This is a genomic window from Desulfovibrio sp. 3_1_syn3, assembly GCF_000145315.2.
In the GTDB taxonomy this organism is placed as follows: Bacteria; Desulfobacterota; Desulfovibrionia; order Desulfovibrionales; family Desulfovibrionaceae; genus Desulfovibrio; species Desulfovibrio fairfieldensis.
Window position 1 is genome coordinate 2,107,910 of the sequence record NZ_ADDR02000001.1, and the last position, 20,855, is coordinate 2,128,764.

The 20,855-nt window shown below is 57.6% G+C and carries 12 protein-coding genes and 2 pseudogenes; 10 read left to right on the top strand and 4 right to left on the bottom strand.

Annotated elements, in window-relative coordinates:
* Positions 1 to 533 precede the first annotated feature (533 nt).
* The 10 genes and pseudogenes from HMPREF0326_RS08835 to HMPREF0326_RS16095 form a co-directional block, all read left to right on the top strand.
* Entirely contained in the window at positions 534 to 1,724 is a 1,191-nt protein-coding gene (locus tag HMPREF0326_RS08835; RefSeq protein WP_008684465.1) for an ABC transporter permease, read from the top strand.
* A 10-nt stretch (positions 1,725 to 1,734) separates the two neighbouring features.
* On the top strand, positions 1,735 to 3,702 hold the full coding sequence (locus HMPREF0326_RS08840) for a glycosyltransferase (protein ID WP_008684463.1): 1,968 nt from the start codon (positions 1,735 to 1,737) through the stop codon (positions 3,700 to 3,702).
* A 47-nt stretch (positions 3,703 to 3,749) separates the two neighbouring features.
* Positions 3,750 to 5,201 (top strand): D-glycero-beta-D-manno-heptose 1-phosphate adenylyltransferase, encoded by a 1,452-nt coding sequence (rfaE2, locus tag HMPREF0326_RS08845; RefSeq protein WP_020990460.1) that lies wholly within the window; start codon positions 3,750 to 3,752, stop codon positions 5,199 to 5,201.
* Positions 5,202 to 5,266: 65 nt separating this feature from the next.
* Positions 5,267 to 6,241: a glucokinase gene (locus HMPREF0326_RS08850; protein WP_009302396.1), complete on the top strand. Its 975-nt coding sequence runs from the start codon at positions 5,267 to 5,269 to the stop codon at positions 6,239 to 6,241.
* 154 nt (positions 6,242 to 6,395) lie between these two features.
* Positions 6,396 to 8,486: a GAF domain-containing hybrid sensor histidine kinase/response regulator gene (locus tag HMPREF0326_RS08855; RefSeq protein WP_008684458.1), complete on the top strand. Its 2,091-nt coding sequence runs from the start codon at positions 6,396 to 6,398 to the stop codon at positions 8,484 to 8,486.
* Positions 8,476 to 10,584 (top strand): sensor domain-containing diguanylate cyclase, encoded by a 2,109-nt coding sequence (locus HMPREF0326_RS08860; protein WP_008684456.1) that lies wholly within the window; start codon positions 8,476 to 8,478, stop codon positions 10,582 to 10,584. Before HMPREF0326_RS08855 ends, HMPREF0326_RS08860 begins: the two co-directional genes overlap by 11 nt.
* A 223-nt stretch (positions 10,585 to 10,807) precedes the next feature.
* Positions 10,808 to 11,410: a TetR/AcrR family transcriptional regulator gene (locus HMPREF0326_RS08865; RefSeq protein WP_009302399.1), complete on the top strand. Its 603-nt coding sequence runs from the start codon at positions 10,808 to 10,810 to the stop codon at positions 11,408 to 11,410.
* A 13-nt stretch (positions 11,411 to 11,423) separates the two neighbouring features.
* A complete protein-coding gene (locus HMPREF0326_RS08870; protein WP_008684452.1) occupies positions 11,424 to 12,314 on the top strand; it encodes an arginase family protein in 891 nt (296 codons plus the stop codon).
* Between the two features lie 708 nt (positions 12,315 to 13,022).
* A pseudogene (locus HMPREF0326_RS17615) lies at positions 13,023 to 13,133 on the top strand (hypothetical protein); the annotation flags it as partial.
* A 532-nt stretch (positions 13,134 to 13,665) separates the two neighbouring features.
* Positions 13,666 to 13,868 (top strand): annotated as a pseudogene (locus HMPREF0326_RS16095) (transposase); the annotation flags it as partial.
* A gap of 351 nt (positions 13,869 to 14,219) precedes the next feature.
* Here HMPREF0326_RS16095 and HMPREF0326_RS16100 read toward each other — a convergent pair.
* The 4 genes from HMPREF0326_RS16100 to HMPREF0326_RS08895 form a co-directional block, all read right to left on the bottom strand.
* Complete coding sequence (locus tag HMPREF0326_RS16100) at positions 14,220 to 16,274, bottom strand: glycosyltransferase family 2 protein (RefSeq protein WP_008684447.1); 2,055 nt, start codon at positions 16,272 to 16,274, stop codon at positions 14,220 to 14,222.
* A gap of 11 nt (positions 16,275 to 16,285) precedes the next feature.
* Complete coding sequence (locus HMPREF0326_RS16105) at positions 16,286 to 18,511, bottom strand: DegT/DnrJ/EryC1/StrS family aminotransferase (protein WP_009302401.1); 2,226 nt, start codon at positions 18,509 to 18,511, stop codon at positions 16,286 to 16,288.
* A 134-nt stretch (positions 18,512 to 18,645) separates the two neighbouring features.
* Complete coding sequence (locus tag HMPREF0326_RS08890; protein ID WP_008684444.1) at positions 18,646 to 19,848, bottom strand: class I SAM-dependent methyltransferase; 1,203 nt, start codon at positions 19,846 to 19,848, stop codon at positions 18,646 to 18,648.
* Between the two features lie 123 nt (positions 19,849 to 19,971).
* Complete coding sequence (locus HMPREF0326_RS08895; protein ID WP_198005326.1) at positions 19,972 to 20,832, bottom strand: class I SAM-dependent methyltransferase; 861 nt, start codon at positions 20,830 to 20,832, stop codon at positions 19,972 to 19,974.
* Positions 20,833 to 20,855 lie beyond the last annotated feature (23 nt).

Here is a 20,855-nt window from a genome sequence, read left to right on the forward strand (position 1 = left end):
TGCAAAATTCCCGCAAAACCAGCTCCCGCTCACTTGTCGGCTGCGCCGACCACGTTCGCGGGAGATAAGGAAGTCCAGAAGCGACCTTCCGGCCTATACGGCGCTTGTCGGCCCGGCGGCAGCGCCTAGGGGCGACGGGAGTGCACGAACAAACCCCGCTTTACGCTGACGCCGTAATCAGTCCAGCGGGGTGTTCCGGGGGGCAAGAGGGCCTCGGAGGGGGCGCAGCCCCTTGGCAGGCCCCTGCCCGCGCCGGGCTTCAGCCGTTGGCGGCAAGGCCGCCGTACGGATAAAGGTAGCAGCGACAGGGGCCCAAACGGCGAGCACGCCGCAAGCCCCTGATGCCCGCAGGGCGGGATAAAACAACGTGCGGAGAACGGATTGGTCCGGGCTCCGGGCGGCTGTTTTGACACTTGTCCCGGCCCGGCGTAATAATGGATGTGTTGTACTGACGCTTGTCGGCCGATTTTCGGTATTGCGGCCGCGCGGCGCGGTTTTTTATCGTCTTCTTATGGATATGTGGTAGTTGCGCTATGATCGCCATGTCCGACCTTTTTCGCGTCAGCCTCAGGCAGGTTGTGCGCCAACGCGGCTTCGGGGTGATTTTGTCCATTGCTCTGGGCATCACCGCCTTTATTGCCCTTTCCGTGCTGGGCCGCGAAATCCGGTATAAAGTGGGCCAGGATATGGTGCTCATGGGCGGGGTCAACGTCATCCAGGTTTATATGGATGACAAGCAGTACCCCGGTCAGCCCGTACGCGAATTCTTTCCCGCCACCGTGGACGCCCTGCGCGCCCTGCCGGGCGTGGGCATGGTCAGCCGCAACGTGCGCGACGGCAAGGGCTTCCTCCTGCGCGGCGAGGGCGAACGCTCGTTGAGCGTCTATTTCATCGGCATCGACCAGTATTTCGCCGAGGTCTATTCCCTGTCCCTCACGGCCGGCCGGCTGTTCAGCGACGCGGATATGGAGCGTCACAGCCGGGTCTGCATGCTGGGCCGCGAAGCCGCCCGCAATCTCTACGGTGACCCGGACAAGGCCGTGGGCAAACTGCTGTTTCTGGAAAAGGACGTTTTTGAAGTTGTGGGCGTGGTCAGCGGCGTGATGCTGGGCAGCTGGAGCCAGGGCGGCTTTCTGCCCTATACCACCATGATCGACCGCAACTGGGGCGACGGCAAGGTGACGCGCCTGTTTGTGCGCGCCGTCGGCTGGGAAGACGTGCCGCCCCTGATCCGCCTGATCCCGGAAGTGGTGCGCGAGCATCAGGCCGCGCCCTATCTGGTCATCCGCACCCAGGAAGAGCAGCTTGAACGCATCAAGACCACCTTCATGTGGGTGGAGGCCCTGCTCTGGCTGGGCATCGCCGCGTCGCTGATGCTGGGCGGCTTCGGCATCTGGTACGGCACTTTTGCCGCAGTGCGCGCGCGCACCCGCGAAGTGGGCCTCAAAAAAGCCATGGGCGGCTCCGATACGGACATCCTGGCCCAATTCCTGGCCGAGGCCCTGTGCAAATCCGTGGCCGGCGGCATTCTGGGCATTGTGGTGGGCGTCACCTTGGTCGAAATCGGTTCGTGGTCGCTGGGCACGGGCATTTCCTACCCCCTGCTGGTCGCCAGCAGTCTGGGCAGCATCGTATTCTCCGCGCTCATCGGCGTGGCCGGCGGCTTGTATCCGGCCCTTCAGGCCAGCCGTATGGACGTGGTTACCGCACTGCGTTTTGAATAAAAGGTGAAACATGGCTCCGGTTATCGTCGCCAAGGATTTATATAAGTGTTACGCCGGGTTCTCGCCGGTCCTGCGCGGCGTGAACATTGAAGTGCAGGCCGGTGAACTGGTGGCCATCATGGGCCCCTCGGGCTGCGGCAAGTCCACCATGCTGCACATTCTGGGCATGCTGCACGCGCCCGACGCCGGTTCGCTGAACATTTTGGGCACGGATGTGCTCACCTTCACCCGCGAGCAGACCGCCGCCTTCCGGCGTGGGAACATGGGCTTTGTGATGCAGTCCAGCAATCTTTTCGAGCACTCCACGGTGTTTGAGAATGTTGAATTTCCCCTGATTTATGAAGGCATACCGCCGCAGGAACGCTGGGAGCGGGTGATCCGCGCCCTGGAACTGGTGCGCCTTTCGGCCAGGGTGCATTACCGCAGCAACCGCCTGTCCGGCGGCGAGCAGCAGCGCGTGGCCATTGCCCGCGCCATGGTCAACAATCCGCGCATTCTGCTGGCCGACGAGCCCACGGGTGCGCTGGACGCTCGCACCAGCCGCCTGATCATGGAGAATTTCCGCACGCTCTGCCACACCGGCGGGGTGTCCATGGTCATGGTTACCCATGACCCCAAGATGGCCGAATACTGCGACAGCATCTATACGCTTGAGGACGGCATCCTGCACTGCCGCCGCCATGAGCTGCCGCCGCTTCCGGAGCATGACGCGCAAAGCCTGCTCTCGCCCCCGCCGCCGGTGGTGCGCGGCGCGCTGGTGGCCGAGCGTTTTCCCGAGGCCTCGGGCCAAAACCTGATGGAAGAGGCCCACCGCCTGCACGCTGCGGGTCTGCTCTCGCGCATTTACGCCATCCGGGGCAGCGGCCTGCTGGGCAATCCCGAGGGCTACGCCCTGCCGCTGGCCGTGCGCCGCATCGGCGCGTGGCATTTTTTCTCCGTCTGCGCGTCCCTGTTCCGGCAGTTGCGGGGCTCGTCCCATTCCTTATGGGATCTCTGGCGCGATCTGCCCACCCGTTCCCGCTGGGGCCGGGGCCTGCTGAGCCATCTCTGGGCCTTCGGCTGCGGGGCCCTGCTGGCCCGCTGGGGCTTGGAGGAAAAAATCGAGTTTCTATATGCCACGGGCGCGCACAGCGAAGCCACGGCCAGTTGGGTGGCCGCGCGTTTGCTGGGCGTGCCTTTCGCCTTTTCCGTGCGCGCCCAGGATCTGGCCCGGCCCGGCAAGGACTGGGCCGTCAAGGCGGCGCAGGCGGTCTTTGTGCGTTGCGACACCCAGGCCACCCTGCGGACCCTGCGCGAGATGCTGCCGGAACTGCCCGCCGAGAAGCTGATTCTGCTGCGCGATCCCCTGACCCTGACCCCGCCCGAGGACGACGCGGACATTCCCCTGCCTTCCGGCGCCCAGGAGGCCCAGCCCCTGCAAATCCTGGCCGTGGGCACCATCAGCAAGCGCAAGGGCTATGACCTCCTGCTGCGGGCCTGTGCCCAATTGCGCGCCCAGGGGCTGGATTTCCGTCTCAAGATCGTGGGCCAGGGACCGGAGCGCCTGCGGCTGCGCTGGCTTGCCTGGCGTCTGGGCCTGCGCAGGCTGGTGGAGTTTACGGGGCAGATGCCGCATGAAAACATGGCCGATTTCTATAAAAAGGCCGACATCTTCGTCTCGCCGGGGCGCAAAACCAGCCAGGGCGATGTGGACGGCCTGCCCTCGGCCCTGGCGGAAGCCATGGCCTTTGGCCTGGCCGTGGTGGTCAGCGATCTGCCGGGCCTGACCGAAGCCGTGGAAGACGGAAAAAGCGGTCTGGTGGTGCCCCGGAATGACGCGGCGGCCCTGGCCCGGGCTTTGGAACGCCTGGCCGGGGATCCCGAGGAACGCCGCCGTCTGGGCGGCGCGGCCCGGACGCGCATCCATGACCTGCTGGATGCGCAGGAAGATGAAAGCCCCCTGGGCGCGCTCTTCAGCCGGGCCATCCGTGGGGCCTGAACCGGCTCCGCCCGCATGTCGGCAATCCACGGGAACAGGAATGAGCTATGGAATTTAGCGGAGTACGCGTGTTGGTGCTGGGCGATGTGATGCTCGACCACTACATTTCCGGCCGGGTGCGGCGCATTTCGCCGGAAGCGCCGGTGCCCGTGGCCTGCGTGCGGAAACGCTGGACCGTGCCGGGCGGCGCGGCCAACGCGGCCCGTAATCTCGCCCGGCTGGACGTCGGGGTTGAACTGGTCGGCCTGGCGGGCCGCGACGAGGCCGGAGAGGCCCTGCGCCGCGAACTGGCCGCCGAAGGCATCGGCGACGGCCTTGTGTATTCCGCCGCGCGCAGCACCACGCGCAAAACCCGGATCATTGCCCAGGGGCAGCAATTGCTGCGCCTGGATGAAGAAGAGATCGTCCCGCCGCGGCCGGAGGAAAGCGCGCTGCTGCGAGAAAAAGTTCTGGAACGCCTGCCGGGCTGCGGCGCGCTGGTGCTCTCCGATTACGGCAAGGGCGTGCTGCTGGACGGCCCGGACGGCCACAGCCTGTGCGCGCCGGTCATCGTGGCGGCCCGCGAGCGGGGCATTCCCGTGCTGGTGGACCCCAAGGGCGGGCAGTGGCGGCGCTATGCCGGGGCGCAGTGCGTGACGCCCAACAGCGCGGAGTTCGCCTTGGCCTGCGGCCTGGAAGCGGGCGATAGCCCGGATCAGCGGGAGCGGGAACGCCTGGCCGCCGCGTTGCGCGAACGCCACGGCCTGGAGCGCCTGTTGCTTACGCGCGGCCCCAAGGGCATGGCCCTGTTCAGCCCGGACAGGCCGCCGCGGTACATCCGGGCCGCCGTGCGCGAGGTGGCCGACGTGTCCGGCGCGGGCGACACAGTCATCGCGACTCTGGCGGCCTGCGTGGCCAAGGGCCTGGACTGGGAGGAAAGCGCGCTCGTGGCCAATACGGCGGCCGGTGTGGCTGTGGGCAAGCCGGGCACCGCGCCGGTGGCCCTGAGCGAACTCAACCTGGCCCTGCGCGAGAACGCCGACAATCCCAAACTGTACAGCCTGCCCGGCCTGCTAGAAAAACTGGAGGAGTGGCGGCGCGGAAACGCGAGCATCGTGTTCACCAACGGCTGCTTCGACCTGCTTCATCCCGGCCACATTTCCCTGATCCGCCAGTGCGCGGCCCTGGGTGAGCGCCTGGTGGTGGGTCTGAACAGCGACGCCTCGGTGCGCCGTCTCAAGGGCCCCGGCCGTCCCATCCAGAACGAGCAGAGCCGCGCGCTGCTTCTGGCCGCGTTGCAGGGCGTGGACGCGGTGGTTCTTTTTGACGAGGACACGCCCCTGGAGCTGATCCGTCGGGTGCGGCCCGACATGCTGGTCAAGGGCAGCGACTATACCGTGGAAACCGTGGTGGGCGCGGAGCTGGTGCGCGAATATGGCGGCCGCGTGCATCTGGCCGGGCTGGTGGACGGGTGCAGCACCACCAATCTGGTACGCCGGATGGGCTCGGACAGGAGCTGAGCCTGACGAAATCCGGCCCGAACCCTGTTCCGCCCGCTTTGACCGCATTGCAGCCGGGAGACCCCATGCAGCGCATTCTCGCAGCCGATATCGGCGGCACCAATTGCCGTTTCGCATCCTTCAGCCTGGATCAGGGCCGTCTCCGCCAGGAGCGGGTGGTCTGGATCAGATCCGCGGGCCTGCTGGATACGGACATGGTGCTTGTCGCCCTGGAGCGCGAGCTGGAAACGCCCCTGCGCACGGCGGACATGCTTGTTCTGGGCCTGGCCGGGCCGGTGAGCGACGGCCTGCGCGGCGGCCTGACCAACGGCGCCCTGCGCGTGGATCTCACGGGCCTGGAACAGCGCTACGGCATTCCCCGCGCTCTGGTCATCAATGACTTTACCGCCGAAGCCTACGGCTGCCTGACGGAAATCGGGGAGCAGGCGCGTTGCGTGGTCAGGCCCACGGAGCAGGCTGAGGTGCCGCCCACGGCCAGCCGGGGCGTGCTGGGCGCGGGCACGGGTCTGGGCACCGCTTCCCTGGTGCATGACGGGCGCGGCGGCTGGCTGCCGGTGGCCGCCGAAGGCGGGCACGCCTCCTTTCCCTTTGTGGGCGACGAGGAAAATGATTTTCACAAATTCGTCTGCCGGGAACTGGGCTATCCTTTCGCGCGCGGCGACGACATTCTCACCGGCAGGGGGCTTGGCCTGCTGCACCGCTATCTCAGCGGCGAAACTCTGGAAGCCCGCGAAGTGGGCGAGAGCGCCCTCAGCCGGGATACCCCCACCCTGCGCTGGTATTCGCGCTTCTATGCCCGGGCCTGCCGCAACTGGATTCTGACTACCCTGTGCCGTGGCGGCCTGTGGATCGCGGGCGGCATTGCCAGCCGCAATCCCCTTTGCGTCACCAGCGACTATTTTTTGCGGGAGCTGTACACCACCCCGCAGTTCGCCTCCCTGATCCGTTCCGTGCCCATCTATCTGGTTGAGAATAAAAACAGTGGATTGTGGGGCGCTGCCCAGGCCGGTCTGGAGGTGTTGCGCCGCGAGGCGCGTTGAAGGCGCGGCTGCGGAAACGTGCTGTCCACACGCTCCGGAGCTGATGGCATTTTGAACTTGACATGCTGAAGTCCCGGCAAGGTCTGTCCACGTAGCCTTGCCGCCGGATGCCCGCTTGCGGGCATTCGGCCTGAACTCACGAGAGCGAGAAAACATGTCCGACACCACAAGTGCGGCTTTTGCGCAAGCCGCCGCGTCCGAGAAGTTTTCCCTGCTGCTGGCCAAAGTCTCCAGCGAGGCCCTGGTCAGCCAGAACCGGGATGTTTTTTTCAACAACGCCCTGCGGGAGCTGGGGCAGTGTCTGGAGGCGAGCCGGGCCTATCTTTTCCGGAAAAACAACGGCCTCTGGCACAATACCTACGAATGGTGCGCCGAAGGCGTCCCGCCGCAGTCGCCCGCGCTTCAGAATATCCCGCCCGAAGAGATCGGCTGGTTCGTGAGCGATCTCGAGCAGGGGCGGCCCCTGCGTATCGAGGATGTGCGCCGCGTCCCCCATGACCGGACCCGCGAGTTGCTGTTGCTTCAGGGCATCCGTTCGCTTCTGGCCGTGCCCCTGCGCCATGACGGCGCGCTGAACGGTTTCTTCGGGGTGGATATCTGCAACCGCCATGTGAGCTGGACCGAGAGCATGGTCAACATGGCCGTGGCCGTGGCCAATGTGCTGTGCGGCGCGGACCTGAATTTCAGGCAGCGCGCCGGTCTGGCCCGCAAAAGCCGACAGCTGGCCGATATTCTGGATGCCTTTGTGGAGCCGGTCTATATCTCCGACATGGATACCTACGAGGTGCTTTTCACCAACAAGGCCCTGAACGAACAGTTCCCACTGCGTCCGGGCAGGGACCAGCGCTGCTTTGCCCGCTTCCAAGGCCTGGACGCGCCGTGCCCGTTTTGCACTAATGCCTTCCTGCGCGGCCGGGACAATCCGGACAGCCCCCACCACTGGGTCCACGTCAATCCCCTGTCCAACCATACCTACACCATTGTGGACCGGCTCATCCGCTGGGAGGACGGCCGCAGAGTGCGTCTTTCCATTGCCATGGACGTCACGGACGTGCTGGAGGCCCAGCGCGAGAAGGAGCTGGCCGAGGCCGCCACCAGGGCCAAGAGCGAATTTCTGGCCCGCATGAGCCACGAGATCCGCACGCCCATGAACGGCATTCTGGGCATGACCTATCTGGCTTTGGACGATAATCCCGCGCCGCGCCAGCGCGAGTATCTGCGCAAAATCAGGCTCTCGGCCAAAAGTTTGCTGGGCATTATCAACGATATCCTGGATTTTTCAAAAATCGAGGCGGGCAAGCTCGATATCAGCGAGGAAGACTTTGCCCTGGATGAACTGGTGCAGAATCTGCGGGCCATGCTCAGCGCCCAGGTGCACGAAAAACAGCTTTCCTTTTCGGTCAATCTGGCCCGGGACGTGCCGCTCTGGCTCAGGGGCGACGCCCTGCGCATCACAGAAGTGCTGATCAACCTGCTGGGCAATGCCCTCAAGTTCACCAGCCAAGGCGGCATCAGCCTGGATGTGGGCACGGATTGCCGGGACGGCGCCGTGTTTCTGCACTTCATGGTCAGGGACACGGGCATCGGCATCAGCGCCGGCGAGCTTGAGAATCTTTTCCAGCCCTTTACCCAGGCCGACAGCAGCATTTCCCGCCGCTTCGGCGGCACGGGCCTGGGCCTGGCCATCAGCAGGCAACTGGCCCGGCTGATGGACGGGAAGTTGTGGTGCGAGAGCGAGCCGGGCAAGGGCAGTGTTTTTCATTTTCTGCTGCCCCTGGCCCTGGCCGCGCAGGCCCGGCCCGGCCCGGACGCCGAAAGCCGACCCTTGGAGGCGCTGCCGCCCGGCAAGCGTGTGCTGCTGGCCGAGGACAATGCCATCAATCAGGAAATTGTGCGGGAATTGCTGTGCCGTCTGGGCGTGGACTGCGCTGTGGCCGAAAACGGCCGACGGGCGCTGGACCTGATCAGCCGGGAGCGTTACGATTGCGTGCTGATGGATATCCAGATGCCGGAAATGGACGGCCTGGAGGCCACCCGCCGCATCCGGGCCATGCCCGGAGCCGTGAGCCGCATTCCCGTCATCGCCATGACGGCCGGGGCCACGCCGGAGGACGTGCGGCGCAGCCTGGCCGGGGGCCTGGATGATCATATCAGCAAACCGCTGGACCCCGGGGAGCTGCGGGAAAAGCTGAACCACTGGCTTGCCGGGGACGAGGCCCGGCAACGGAAGGATCATGACTGCTGAACTGGACATTGACTTTACCTCCGGCCGGGCCGGGCCCGGCAACCCTTTCCGGATCAGCGGCGACGGGCTCAGCAGCGCCCTGGTGATCTGCCGCGCGGAGCCGGACTATCCGCTGATCTACGTCAACAGGGCCTTCCTGGCCTATGTGGGCTATGACTATGCGGAATTTTGTGAAAAAACCGGCGGCCGTTATGCCGAAATCATCCATCCCGGGGACCGGGAGCTGGTGCAAAAGAGCGTGGACGAGGCCGCGCGCGAGCGGCGGGAGTTCAGCGCGGAATACAGGGTTCTGAAAAAAGACGGCGGCACGGTCTGGCTGCGCGAGATGGGCAGGGAAACCGTCTCCGGGGACGGACAGGCCATCACCGTCAGCGTCTGCCTGGACATGACCGGGGAAGTGGCGCTGCGGGAGCAGGTCAAGCGGCGCGGCCGGGAGTTGCAGAGCCTGATGAATTCCCTGCCCTGCGGCATCTGCCGGGTGACCGCTGACGAAGAAATGTCCTTTGTCTACGCCAACACCTATTTTTATTCCATCATGGGCTGCTCGCCCGCCGAGGCCGTTGAACTGGGCCTGACCAGCGTGGAAAAGTACAGCTATCCGCAGGACTTGGAGATGATCCGGAGCACGGTGCGGGAAAGCATCGCGCGCGGCCGCGCGGCCTTTGAACTGGAACACCGTTTTGTCAACAGGGCCGGAAAACTGGCCTGGGTTCTGGTCCGCTGCCACCATGATCCGGCGGAACCCGGCTACCTGACCTGCGTGCTCTTTGATATTACCTTGCGCAAGCGGATGGAAGAGGATCTGCGCCTCAGCGAGGAAAAAAGCCGTATCGCCTTTCAGCACACGGACAAGATCATGGCCGTGTACGATCCGGTCAGCCATACCCTGTTCCAGACCGGAGACGCCGCCGCCGTTCTGGGCGTGCCCACGGAAATGCCCGATGTGCCCGAAAGTTTCGTGGCCAACGGCCTTGTGGCCGTGGAGAGCGTTGAAAGTCTGCTCCACTTTTATCATTCCATGCAGCAGGGCATCCCCAGCGGCAGCGCCAGCGTGAAGCTGAAGACCGGGAGCCGCTTTGAATGGTTCACGGGCAGGTACACGCTGATATTCGACGCCGAAGGCAAGCCCCAGCGCTCAATCATTTCCTATGAAAACGTCACCGAACAGCACGAAAAAGAGCTGGCCTACCAGAAATGGATCCAGACCTTCAAGGATCAGCAGGAAAACAGCATCGGCTATTATGAATTCAATCTGACCAAGAATATTTACGAAGGCAACGAGCGCCGCAACTCCGGCGCGCTTCCGGAAGACGTGAAGTCCTTTTCCGGCACGGTGGAGTATATTTCAAGCCATTATGTCTATGAGGGCGACCTGCCGGAGTATCTGAGTAGCTTTGACCGGGAAAAACTGCTGGGGAAATATTACAGCGGCCAGCGCGAAATACAGATCGAACACCGGCGCTTCCATGCCGACGGCAGTCTCTTCTGGGTGGTGGCCAGCATTCAGCTCATTCCGGACCCTTTCACCAAGGACGTCAAGGCTTTTATTCTGGTCAAGGACATTGACGCGCAGAAGAAGAAAGACCTGGAGTTGCGCAGCCTTATCGAGCTGGATGCGCTGACCGGGCTGTTGAACCGGGGCACCGTGGTCAGCCGGGTGACGGAACTGCTGCGCCAGGGCCCGACCGGAGCCGAACATGGCCTGATCATGCTGGACCTGGACAACTTCAAGCTGCTCAACGACAGCCGGGGCCATCAGTTCGGGGACGAGGTTCTCAGGGAAGTGGCGGAATCCCTGCGGGCCGTGCTGCGCCGTAACGATCTTTGCGGCAGGCTCGGCGGCGACGAATTCGTGGTCTTTCTGCCGCATATCCCCGGCGGCCCGGAACTGGAAAAACGTCTGGGGGTCCTGCGCGGAGCGGCGGCCAAGGACTACGGCGAGGGCCTGAGCATCACCGGCAGCCTGGGGCTCGCCCGCTATCCCCAGGACGGCGTAACCTTCGCCGAGCTCTATAGAAAAGCGGACATGGCCCTCTATGAGGCCAAGCGGCGGGGCCGTGACCGTTTTGTCATTTACCATCCCGATCTGGAAGACTAGCGTCGCATCAAGCGACACATGTCGCAAAGCCCTAAGGGCATGCGCGCCGCAGCAGAGGGTGCCAGCCCCGGCGGGTGCCCCTTTGGGGCAGCCTTGATTCACTTTGCGTCGAAAGATTTTGCTTGTATGGCCTCCTGTCAGGGAGGCTTTTTTCATTTTCAGCTTTGACACGGCAGGGAATCTGTATTAAATGAACGAATATTCATTCAATTTGGAAGCGAACATGGCAAATAGAAAAGAGCAAAAACAGAACACGCGGGAAAAGGTTTTGGCGGCGGCCGCGCGTTGTTTCGCGGAAAAGGGTTATTCCGGCTGCTCGATTTCGGACATCGCGCAACGGGCCGACATCGCGCAAGGCACCATGTACGTGCATTTCAAAAGCAAGGACGCTCTCTTCAAGGTCATGATTGAGGAAGAGCATGCCCAGGGCGCGGAAAAAGCAAGGCGGGCGTCAAATGTGACGCCGTATCTCAACGGCATTATCGGCGTCATGACGGACTGCATCCGGGACGTGGGCTTTCCCGTGGATCACCGCTTATGGACGGAAATCCTGGCCGTGGCCGCACGAAATCCAGCGGTGCGCGAAACCTTTGCCACCGGCGACAGGGCCATGCGCCGCGTCTTTGTCGAACTGCTCCGGAAAGCGGCGAAGGCGGGAGAAATCGACAGCAACCTGGATTTGGAGGCTGTTTCGGTCTGGCTCTACGCCCTGGTGGACGGACTTATCGCCAGAACCGCCGACGACCCCGACTTTGATTTTCAAAACCACCTGAACGTCTTTGAAACGCTGGTCCGTCGTGCTCTTTGCCCCCAACAGCAATCATGAAAGGAGTTCGCGCATGAGCAGGGAACAAAACAGAATGAAGACATTACGGCTTTTGATGCCGCAGTGGCAGGGCGGTTACGATGAATCGGAATTTCCCGGTCAGATATATCCTCTGGGCGCTAGGCTGCTGGCCTGGCTGGCTCCGCAAAGCGACGCGCCGCTTGTAGAGGTGCCCGTCGAGCCTTGGACAGGGGCTGAACCGGTCAAGGAGGGCGGCGTATTTTACCGGAGGGAAATCCTGCGCCAGATACGGGCGGCCGGAAATATTATTGAGGCATACGCGCCCGACCGCATTATTACCTTCGGAGGCGACTGCCTCATCAGCCAGGCTCCGTTTTCCTATCTGAACGAACGCTACGCGGGGAAACTCGGCATCATCTGGATTGACGCGCACCCTGATGTGACCACGCCCGAGGATTTTGACCACGCCCACGCCATGGTGCTCGGCAACCTTCTGGGCGGCGGTGAACCGTTGATGGCGGCTGAAGTGAAGAAACATTACAACGCGGAACAGGTCCTCCTGGTGGGTGTGGACGGGGTTTTCCCCCACGAGCGGGAGGCCATCGACCGTTACGGCATCAGGACCATACCAAGCAGGGACATGACCGGCTCTGGAGACGCGGTGACAAGGTGGATTCGCGACAAAGGCTTTGAACGGGTGGCCATCCACCTGGACCTTGATGTGCTTGATCCCACCGTTTTCCGCTCGCTCCTGTTCAGTAACCCCAACGTGAAAGAACATATCGAATCGGAGCGGGGCAAGGTCGGGATTCAGGACGTGGCCGAAATCCTCAAGAATATTGCCGCGCGGGTTGATGTCGTCGGAATGAGTTTCGCGGAGTACATGCCTTGGGACGCCCTCAGCCTGAAGAAAATGCTCGCCGGGTTGCCGTTCATGAAATAAGCGGCGAAATCCCGGGCGGCGGGTGATGTGCCGTCTTTATCCCTTCACGCTCTTCTGATTGGGCGACTTCGCCGTTTTGTTCGTAACGCGCCGTGCCGACACGGCGCGTTACGCGTTCACGGCTCTGTTTTTTGCGTATTTTTGTCATGATAGTATGACAGTTGTCAGATTTTTCTGAATACTCTCTTTTTCCGCTTGTGAGCTTTTTCTCTTATCTGTTGAAATCACAATTATTTTTAAAATCGTGTTTTTGGCATGACGATTGCTTTTGAATTCCCAGTAATCCCGTTTCATTGGAAGAAGTTCTCAGCCCTGGCCGCGAGACTCCGTGGGGAGGCGGGCGGCATGGACGCAACAGACCGGGCGGATGCCTTTGGGGTAAAGGCGCAAACCGGCGGTCTGCGGCGTATCCGGGTTGAGAGAGCGTCTTTTTCTCTTTCCGGCCGCACCATCAGCCCTTGGAGCAATTTCGTTTTTCCCAAGAGCAAACGCTCCAAATTTTGGCTCTAAGGGCTGTCTCTAAATAAAATTTAGACTTTTCGTCGCTCTATTGCTTTGCTGTTTTTCATGAGTAGACACGACATTTCAGACGAAAAGTGGCCATAATTGGGCCTATGTTGACAAAGGCCAGCACTGAAACCAGAGGTCGGAAGCGTAAGGATGACCACCTGATGTTTAACATCCTGCGGATCATGAAAAACAGGAGCGCCCTGGCGGGACTTGTATCCAGAGTCTGGGCCTTGGAGAACGGTACATAAACGCTTCCTTGAATGGGCTAAACTTGAGGTATGGGATGGCTCCTGCTCATGCTATCCATAAACGCAGACCCCGAGGCCATAATTATTATGCTACCTTACCGGCGTAAAGGGGGTACTTCAATCAGGAGATTGGGTGTAGCATAGGATTAACTACCAAAATCCTTTGCGTATTCATCTCACGGCAGGAAATGTAAATGACATTGTTCCTGCATGTGGCCTGATAGAAGGTCTATTGGCGAATAAGCTTCTTGCGGACAGAGCTTATGATGCCAATAAATTGCTCGCTCTGGTGGAACATCAAAACTATACTGTGGTTAATTCTTCCAATGCCAGGCAGGTTGGTTCAACGCGAGTATGACACTCACGTTTACAAGGGACGTCATCTCGTTAAGTGTTTCTTTGTCAAGCTTAAATCCTTCCACAGAATTGCTACTTGATATGATAAGCTTGCCATAACCTTTAACGCTGCGGTCATGCTGGCAGTCTGCCTCATTTGGCTACAATAATTTATTTAGAGACAGCCCCTAGAGCGTGTAGTCACGAGATTTTCTAGAATTTAATTTTATGTCATATTGCCTCAACAGAGGTGAACTATGACAACTCCAGCACACAGACGGCATGATATTTCAGATGAAGTTTGGAAGAAGCTCTCGCCGCACCTGCCTGGACGAGAAGGAAGCTGGGGGGGGTAGCATATGGCAATCGAACTTTCATCAATGCGGTATTTTGGATTATGCGCACGGGGGTGCCATGGAGAGACCTTCCACCTGATTTTGGTGGATGGAGCAACACTCATTTGGGCGTCAATATCGTGACTACAGACTCTAGAGGCAGGCGAACTATTCGCCGGTCTTGAGGATAAGCCGAAATTCTTTCACCGCCGCGTCAAAGTCCGGCCAATGAATTGAAGAAGCCATGCAGACCATATCGCAGAAGGCATTGGGCGCGGGCTCCATGTGTCCGCGTCGCCTTTGCGCAAAATAACTTCTAGACTCACGTTTTGCTCTTTTTCATAATCAGGCATAACTTCTTAATGAAAAATAGAGTTGTCAGCCAAGGTGAAAAGTGTGGCATGGTTTTATATTAGTTGTGTGGACAGTAAATTTTCTTGAATTGTAATGTATTATTGGGGAAATACACGTAGGGGTCAGCTGTCTATTCTTATCTGTGACAAGAAATCACGGGCAAATTCTGGACATAGTTTGCACCCTTTCTGAAGCAGTGTATCATCTCCAGATTTGGCATAAATATGTACGAAGTCCGTCAACACTCCCATAGCCAGCCTGCAAAAATCTTTGTAATAGCGATTGGAAAAATGTTTATTGCACGTATTGTACATGCGTAATTCTTCCAAACCATGTAGGTTACGATGATCTACATGATCGCCCTCGGCAGAAGCATAGAGAGAGGCGGCATGCCGACGATAGACACTCATATGCTCTTGAAGATAGCCTATAAGCCCGACTTCCGCATGTAGTAAATGCCAGTACCAGTCACCGGGGATAAGCGACGGGTCAAACCAGTCCGGCAGCCCATCTCGAAAGCGCCAGCGATACATGACGGAATTGGTTTGAATCAGATTGGCGAAGAGCAGGTCTTTGACCGTATAGAATGTACGTACGCCCCCTGGTAAAAGATTTTCCGGAGGATAAACCCGCGATGGGGAGCCGTCCTCATAAATGGCATCAACAGGGTGAAAGCAGAGGGAGCATTGAGGATGCATGTCCAGAAAATCGACTTGCTTTTGCAGCTTGTACGGATCAGTAAAGTAATCATCGCCATCGCAAAGAGCGACATATGTGCTGTGGCACAGGGAAAACAGAGTCTGTACATTTTCTCCATGCGCGGCATGACAGGAAAGATACATAGGGCGGACATGGGCATGGCGTGAAGCATAGTTATCAATGATTGAGGCACTGTCGTCATTCGAGCTGTCATCAACAATGATATGCTCAAAGGGTATCTTGCAGCGTTGGTCAGTGACACTTTCCATGCATTGTTCAATGAATGCTTCTTGATTCCTGCATAATGTCAAGACCGCGACGGGGGAAGTTGTGCGTGGCCATGTATAAGGCGATTGGGAATGATTTCGTTGCCTATACTCTTCCAGTACGCTGGCAAGTCTGTGTTCAACAGAATGGAGAGGGCGGTTCTGATCCCGGAAATAACGCAAAAAAGCCTGCCGCCATTCAGAAGAAAAAGCGCTGACAAAGGTGCGGCACTGTTGTGTAGACATTTCAGGCAGAGTGGAGGGCATATCCGGTAATGTGTCCAGCGGATGGGGAGAAGCAAAGAGGGTCTCTTTACCCAAAGTTTCGGCCAGACGCGTATTGCCGGGCACGCACTTGCTCAGCAGGTCCAGGGCGTGCTCGCGAGGCATGAAGGGGACAGGTGCATATCCTTCTTTTTGTTCAACGCTGCGCAGAATGCGGTAAAAGTCATCGCGCTTCCATACCGGTTTTTGCTTGAAGCTGAAGGGAAAGCCGAAAAGAGCCCGCGACATGTCCAAGCCGGGCGCGGACAGGGGAAAGCTGAATTCGTTCGACGGGATTGGGGCGACATCTTCCGGAATACCCAGCGCGCTGGACAGTTGCATCAGAAGTTGCGGCTCCACCATGTGGGGGTCGGTAGACTGGTGCAGGAGCAGATGGCAATTTTCCTTGCCACAATGATGCATAAGCATACTGTAGACTTCATCCATGCGATGGCGTCCGTCTTCACGCAGCTGCAGCATATATATTTTATCGGGAGATCGTTTTTTCCAGTTACGAAGAAAACGCGTACGTAATTCGCTGTCTTGGCGGCCAAGCAGCATAACTACATGTAACTCACAGGCTTTCAGATGCGGAAACATCGCCAGCCGGCTAAAAAACAGAGGCAGACTGTCAGGATGGGGGGAGCCGCAAAAAGCGAGTATGTTCCGTCCGCTTGCTGCATCTGCATCAAGTTGCTGCAAGTGCGAGGTCACAATGGCGTCCACGGCGTGCAGATAGTCAGCACCGGCCCGACTCCGCATTCCGAACCAATAGCATTTTAATTGCTGTGTGATCGCATCATGTCCCCATACCTGAGAAATCGGCAAAAAATATGGATTATAAGTCAGATTGATTTTGGAAAATTCCTGACGTGCCGATTGGAGAAAGTATGCAGTCGACCAGTATGCCGCATCCCATATGCTGTACACCAAATAGATTTTTTGCATGGCAGACTACCTCATTGCATTTGGTTCGCTCTCATAATTTCAACAATTGTCTGCAAACGATACTGCGGCAGTTCAGCGAAAATAGGCAGGCAGAGAATTCGGGCACTGATATCTTCAGCGATAGGGCAGGAGTGGTATAATTCGCTCTCAAGATATGGCAGCTGCGTCAACAGAGGACTGTAAGGACGCTTGGGAAAAATATTTTTCGCGTTAAGGCGCTGAACAACAGCGTTAAGCGCAGCTTCACTCGGCATTATGACAGGATAACAGGCATAATTGCTCTGAAAATAAAGAGGGGTAGAGGGCATGCGTAACCCTTTATCGCAGCGAAAAAGATTTTCATCGTAAAAGGCCACTATTGCCGCACGCTGCTTTATACCAGCGGGAACAGATGAAAGCAGACTCAGACCAAAGGAAGCGTGCAGTTCGCTCATGTTCGCGTTTATACCGTAGCACTGGTGCGCTGTTCCGCTTTGTCCGCCGGAACGCAATTGTTCAAGTCTTTTTTGAGCCTGGACCGTGTGGCTTACAATGCAGCCTCCTTCCACGGCGTGGAAGCTATGTGATGCGTGCAGGCTGCAAATCGCATAGTCGCCAAAATCCAGAAGGCTCCGGTCGAGGAGGTTGGCCCCAAAAGCATTGTCGGCATCAAAAATAAGTTTGACGCCGTGTTGGCGGCAAAGTCCGGACAATGCTTCCACATCGCAACAGATGCCAAAAGCATGGCTGGCAATGACGGCGGCAATGTCCGGTTCCCGTGCCAGGGCCTCTTGCAAGGCCGCTGGTGAGATGCTCAGATTTTTTTCGTTGATATCGACGAATACGGGCCTGCAGTGTAGCCAGCGTAACACGGAAAGAACGCGTGGTGCGGCACAGGGCGTCAGGGCGATCTTTTTCCCAGCCAGTTCCTCCAGTTCCAGGACCAGCATCAGCATCAGGGAGTCATTGGCGCAACATAACACAAAAGGCACCTGCAGAAAGTCCGTCAGGGCGCGCTCCAGCTCTTGCACATATGGCCCCCCGCTCGTGAGCCAGCGGCTATCGAATATTCTGCCCACATGCCTTTGATATGTATACTTGTCCGGCACAGGAGACAAAAAAACTTGGCAGATGGAATCGTCGGAAAAAAGAGCCGGCGGCGATGCAAGGGTTTCCTGATGGAGATGGCGTAATATGGCATTATTCTGCTTGGAAAGTTTGCCGAGCGCCGTGCAGACAAAAAGTTCAAAATCAGAAACAGACGCACTCAGTTGTTTATGCAATGTTTCTGCTGAAAAAGAACAATCCACTCCATAACGCCGGTGCAAGGCTGCGGCGCTCTCCGCAAGCCGTGACGAGGTCTGCGGGTCAATTTTTCCAAGATGGTCCAACGCCATACGCGCCAGACAGCTTCGAAAACCAATATCTTCAGCAGGTGGAGAATCATCCTTCCCATACGCAACACGGTAGGCTGCGAGTTCTTTTGTCAGACTTGGGTTAATCGGATAGGACTTTTGAAATTTTTCTTCTTTCTGCAGGGAAAAAATCGATAAAAAGTCTGAAACGACATCAAAGCCTGAAGCTCTGTCGCCATATTTTTTTATAATGAGATTCTCTTTTCCACATATCTCCGTGTAGAAGTCTACTATTGTCTCCGGTACTAAATTGCTGAAATGTCCATTGGCAAGCCCTGATATATAATTGGGGAAAATCCAGTCAGCCTTCGGTGTATAGAGGATATTTGAATTTTGCTCTGGGATAGCGTTGATTCCTTCTTTAATTATTTCTTTATAAAAGCTTACTACCAGATCTTCAATGTTTCTGATATAACAAATAAATGAAAGATGCACCTTATAAAATATATTTAAAATTAAACTATTAAATTTTTTTTGTAAAATGTCATACACAGATGCATAAGAAAAAAACTCACTTGAAAGAATAATATTCTCTGATTTTGAATTTTCGATATAATATTTTATATCATTAATATATGCTGTACTTAAATGATGTTTTAAATATGTTTCTGACAATGAAAATATGTCATAAAGATATAAAATATTATCTTTTTCATTTTTTGAAGAAAAATCATCCCAGTTAAGGCTCTTTGCCAGTAATGAAATGGCAAAGTTATGGCACATTTCTATCGGCACGCAGTCGTATCCCGCTTTTTCCAGAGATCTTCTATGCGAATCAAGATAGGTCTGAATCGCCGTTGTTCCTGTTTTTGGTAATCCTATATGAATAAAAACTTTTTTCATCGCTCAGTCCTTTGTCATCCACAGCGCGTGACGGCGGTATACGGCTGCCACCATTTTGGCACGCATTTTTCTGCAGTCCCTACCCGAACCTGACTGTCTTTCCCGCTTGGAAAAATAGTGTGGCAACGCTCTGCTCAAAGATTTTTTATGGCGTCGTCCTGATCCATAAAGTAGGTGTATTCACGTCCGTTCTTGTTGGGATCCGTGTTGTCGGACGTACTGAAATACAGGGTTCCATACCAGGATGAATAGCGTCCTTTGCCTTCCGCAGCGATCGCCGCATGTGGAGCATTGGCAAAAGAAAGCCAACTGCCGTCTTCCAGAAGGCGTAAACGAGAAATGCCTCCGTCAGCGGCAAGCGCGGGGAGAGGGGCGCAAAACATCTGTCCGGTCACATGAGAGAATGGTTTTTGCAGCGGCAGGCTTTGCCGCCTGGAAAGAATGTTGTCCCATACCAAACTCGCCGGGCTCTCCGCATCAATCTTGTCCTTTTCCGCACCGGAACGGCGAAACAGGAACTCTGTGTTGCCTTCTCCCGTGTTCATGCGTACCAAGGAGAATTCTCCACCGTCACACACTTGTCGGCATAATTCATCCTCATGGACGAATTCCATGGGCCAGCCGCCCAGCCAGTCGCGGATATCGGTCCAAAAGCTCATACCCCGTCCTGAATTGTCGTACTCGCGCCAGCATCGCCATATGTCGGCCAGCCCCTTGGCGACGCCTCTCGGATTCCCTCTTGCCGGAGCGCAATGACAGCGCCAAAGGTAGCCCAGTTCCATCAAGCGGCGGCGTAGCTTTCTCGCGTGCAGATAGTGCCGCTTGATCTCAAGCCACTCCTCGGGACCCGGCAGCCCGCTGGCCAAGCCGTTGGCGTAGGCGGTATAACTGTATAGCGCCAGAGCCAGCAGCCCTCGCTTGCGGCAAGGATACGCAGCATTGCGGACAGCCTCGCGCATGTGTCCCGTATGATGAAGAACTCCCCAAGAGTAGACGATATCGAACTCTGGAAGTGCACGCATGAAGGCGGCGTCCAGGACATCCCCCTGCATGATCTGCCAGTTTTCCGGGTTCCCGGCATATGAGCGTAATTTTTGCGTTGTCTGTACAGCCAGAGGGTCAACATCAAAGCTTATGACGTTCGTCGCACCGGCACGCCATGCGGCCAGAGAACTCAGCCCACTGCCGCTGCCGACATCAAGGAAGCTGAGGTTTTTCAGCGTGGGCAGACCCAAAAAGCGGCGTAACGCTGTTCCCGATTGCGCCACGATATCTTCTGAAAGATTCTGAGCAATAAACTTGCTCCAATTCTCGCCGAATTCGAATCTGTCGCTCATTGTTCCTTTCTTCTCTTTTCCCGGAACAGGCAGACCGTTTGCGGTCTCGTTGCCTGGAAGGGCGCCAAAGGGATATTCATGTCATAGAGATATCGGAAACGCCAAAGCCCCCCTAACCGTACGTCACCGTTTTTGAACCTCGTACCGTCCACTGACGACATCCAGTTCCTCGCGCGGAAGATTGCGGCACCGCGTGGTCGACGCCCTGAGCCGAGGCTCGAAATCGTCAAGGTAATCAGCGCCGGCGCTCATATTGTGGTCAAACGCCGTGATGGAAAAGCCGTTTTGCCGCCACAGCGCATCATAGTCGATGCGACGGTAACTGTTGCCGTTGTAGCCGCATACCCGGCGGACAAGGCCGTTGGCATGTGCCTGTTCGACACTCTGGCCCATGCGCCGCGCCATCCACGCGAAAGTTTCCGCATCAGGTTTTTCATTCCAGCGATAGTGATGCAGCAGAAATTCCAGCGGCCGGTTGAAGTCAAAATGATCCCGGAAATCCACCTGATGCAGTCCATAACCTCCCGGTTTTGTGATAGCCCCAAAGCGAGCAAAGGCTTGAGGTGGACTATATAGATGCTCCAGAGCCGCCCAGGAACAAAGGAAGTCAATGCTGTTGTCCGGGATGCTTTTCAGCGTTTCCGCATCCTCGGCAATTGGCTGTATGCCGTCAGCGCAATGTTCCCCGCGCGTCAGGCATTGTCGGAACACTTTCTGATCGGCGCCAGACCAGCGCGCGGCGACGGCTTCTGCCAGAGCCCGATATAGGGGCGCATGGTAGTCGTCGGACCATGGTTTGAAATACTTGTCCGCCACATATACCTGTGCCGCGCCCAAGCTTTTGAAAGTCAGGCCGACAATAAGATTCTTCCCTGGGCCGATTTCGCAGATGTGGGCATTTCGCACGCGTTCACGCGGAAATGAGTCAAGATAAGCGTCAATACAGGAAAAGGCGTATTTAATATCTTCATGCAATTCTTCCATGGAGGGCATGCCTGTACAACCTC

Excerpts from the sequence above, each read along its gene's own strand:
- HMPREF0326_RS08835 (WP_008684465.1), top strand. The coding sequence starts at position 534 with ATGATCGCCATGTCCGACCTTTTTCGCGTCAGCCTCAGGCAGGTTGTG.
- HMPREF0326_RS08840 (WP_008684463.1), top strand. The coding sequence starts at position 1,735 with ATGGCTCCGGTTATCGTCGCCAAGGATTTATATAAGTGTTACGCCGGG.
- rfaE2 (WP_020990460.1), top strand. The coding sequence starts at position 3,750 with ATGGAATTTAGCGGAGTACGCGTGTTGGTGCTGGGCGATGTGATGCTC.
- HMPREF0326_RS08850 (WP_009302396.1), top strand. The coding sequence starts at position 5,267 with ATGCAGCGCATTCTCGCAGCCGATATCGGCGGCACCAATTGCCGTTTC.
- HMPREF0326_RS08855 (WP_008684458.1), top strand. The coding sequence starts at position 6,396 with ATGTCCGACACCACAAGTGCGGCTTTTGCGCAAGCCGCCGCGTCCGAG.
- HMPREF0326_RS08860 (WP_008684456.1), top strand. The coding sequence starts at position 8,476 with ATGACTGCTGAACTGGACATTGACTTTACCTCCGGCCGGGCCGGGCCC.
- HMPREF0326_RS08865 (WP_009302399.1), top strand. The coding sequence starts at position 10,808 with ATGGCAAATAGAAAAGAGCAAAAACAGAACACGCGGGAAAAGGTTTTG.
- HMPREF0326_RS08870 (WP_008684452.1), top strand. The coding sequence starts at position 11,424 with ATGAGCAGGGAACAAAACAGAATGAAGACATTACGGCTTTTGATGCCG.
- HMPREF0326_RS16100 (WP_008684447.1), bottom strand. The coding sequence starts at position 16,274 with ATGCAAAAAATCTATTTGGTGTACAGCATATGGGATGCGGCATACTGG.
- HMPREF0326_RS16105 (WP_009302401.1), bottom strand. The coding sequence starts at position 18,511 with ATGAAAAAAGTTTTTATTCATATAGGATTACCAAAAACAGGAACAACG.
- HMPREF0326_RS08890 (WP_008684444.1), bottom strand. The coding sequence starts at position 19,848 with ATGAGCGACAGATTCGAATTCGGCGAGAATTGGAGCAAGTTTATTGCT.
- HMPREF0326_RS08895 (WP_198005326.1), bottom strand. The coding sequence starts at position 20,832 with ATGGAAGAATTGCATGAAGATATTAAATACGCCTTTTCCTGTATTGAC.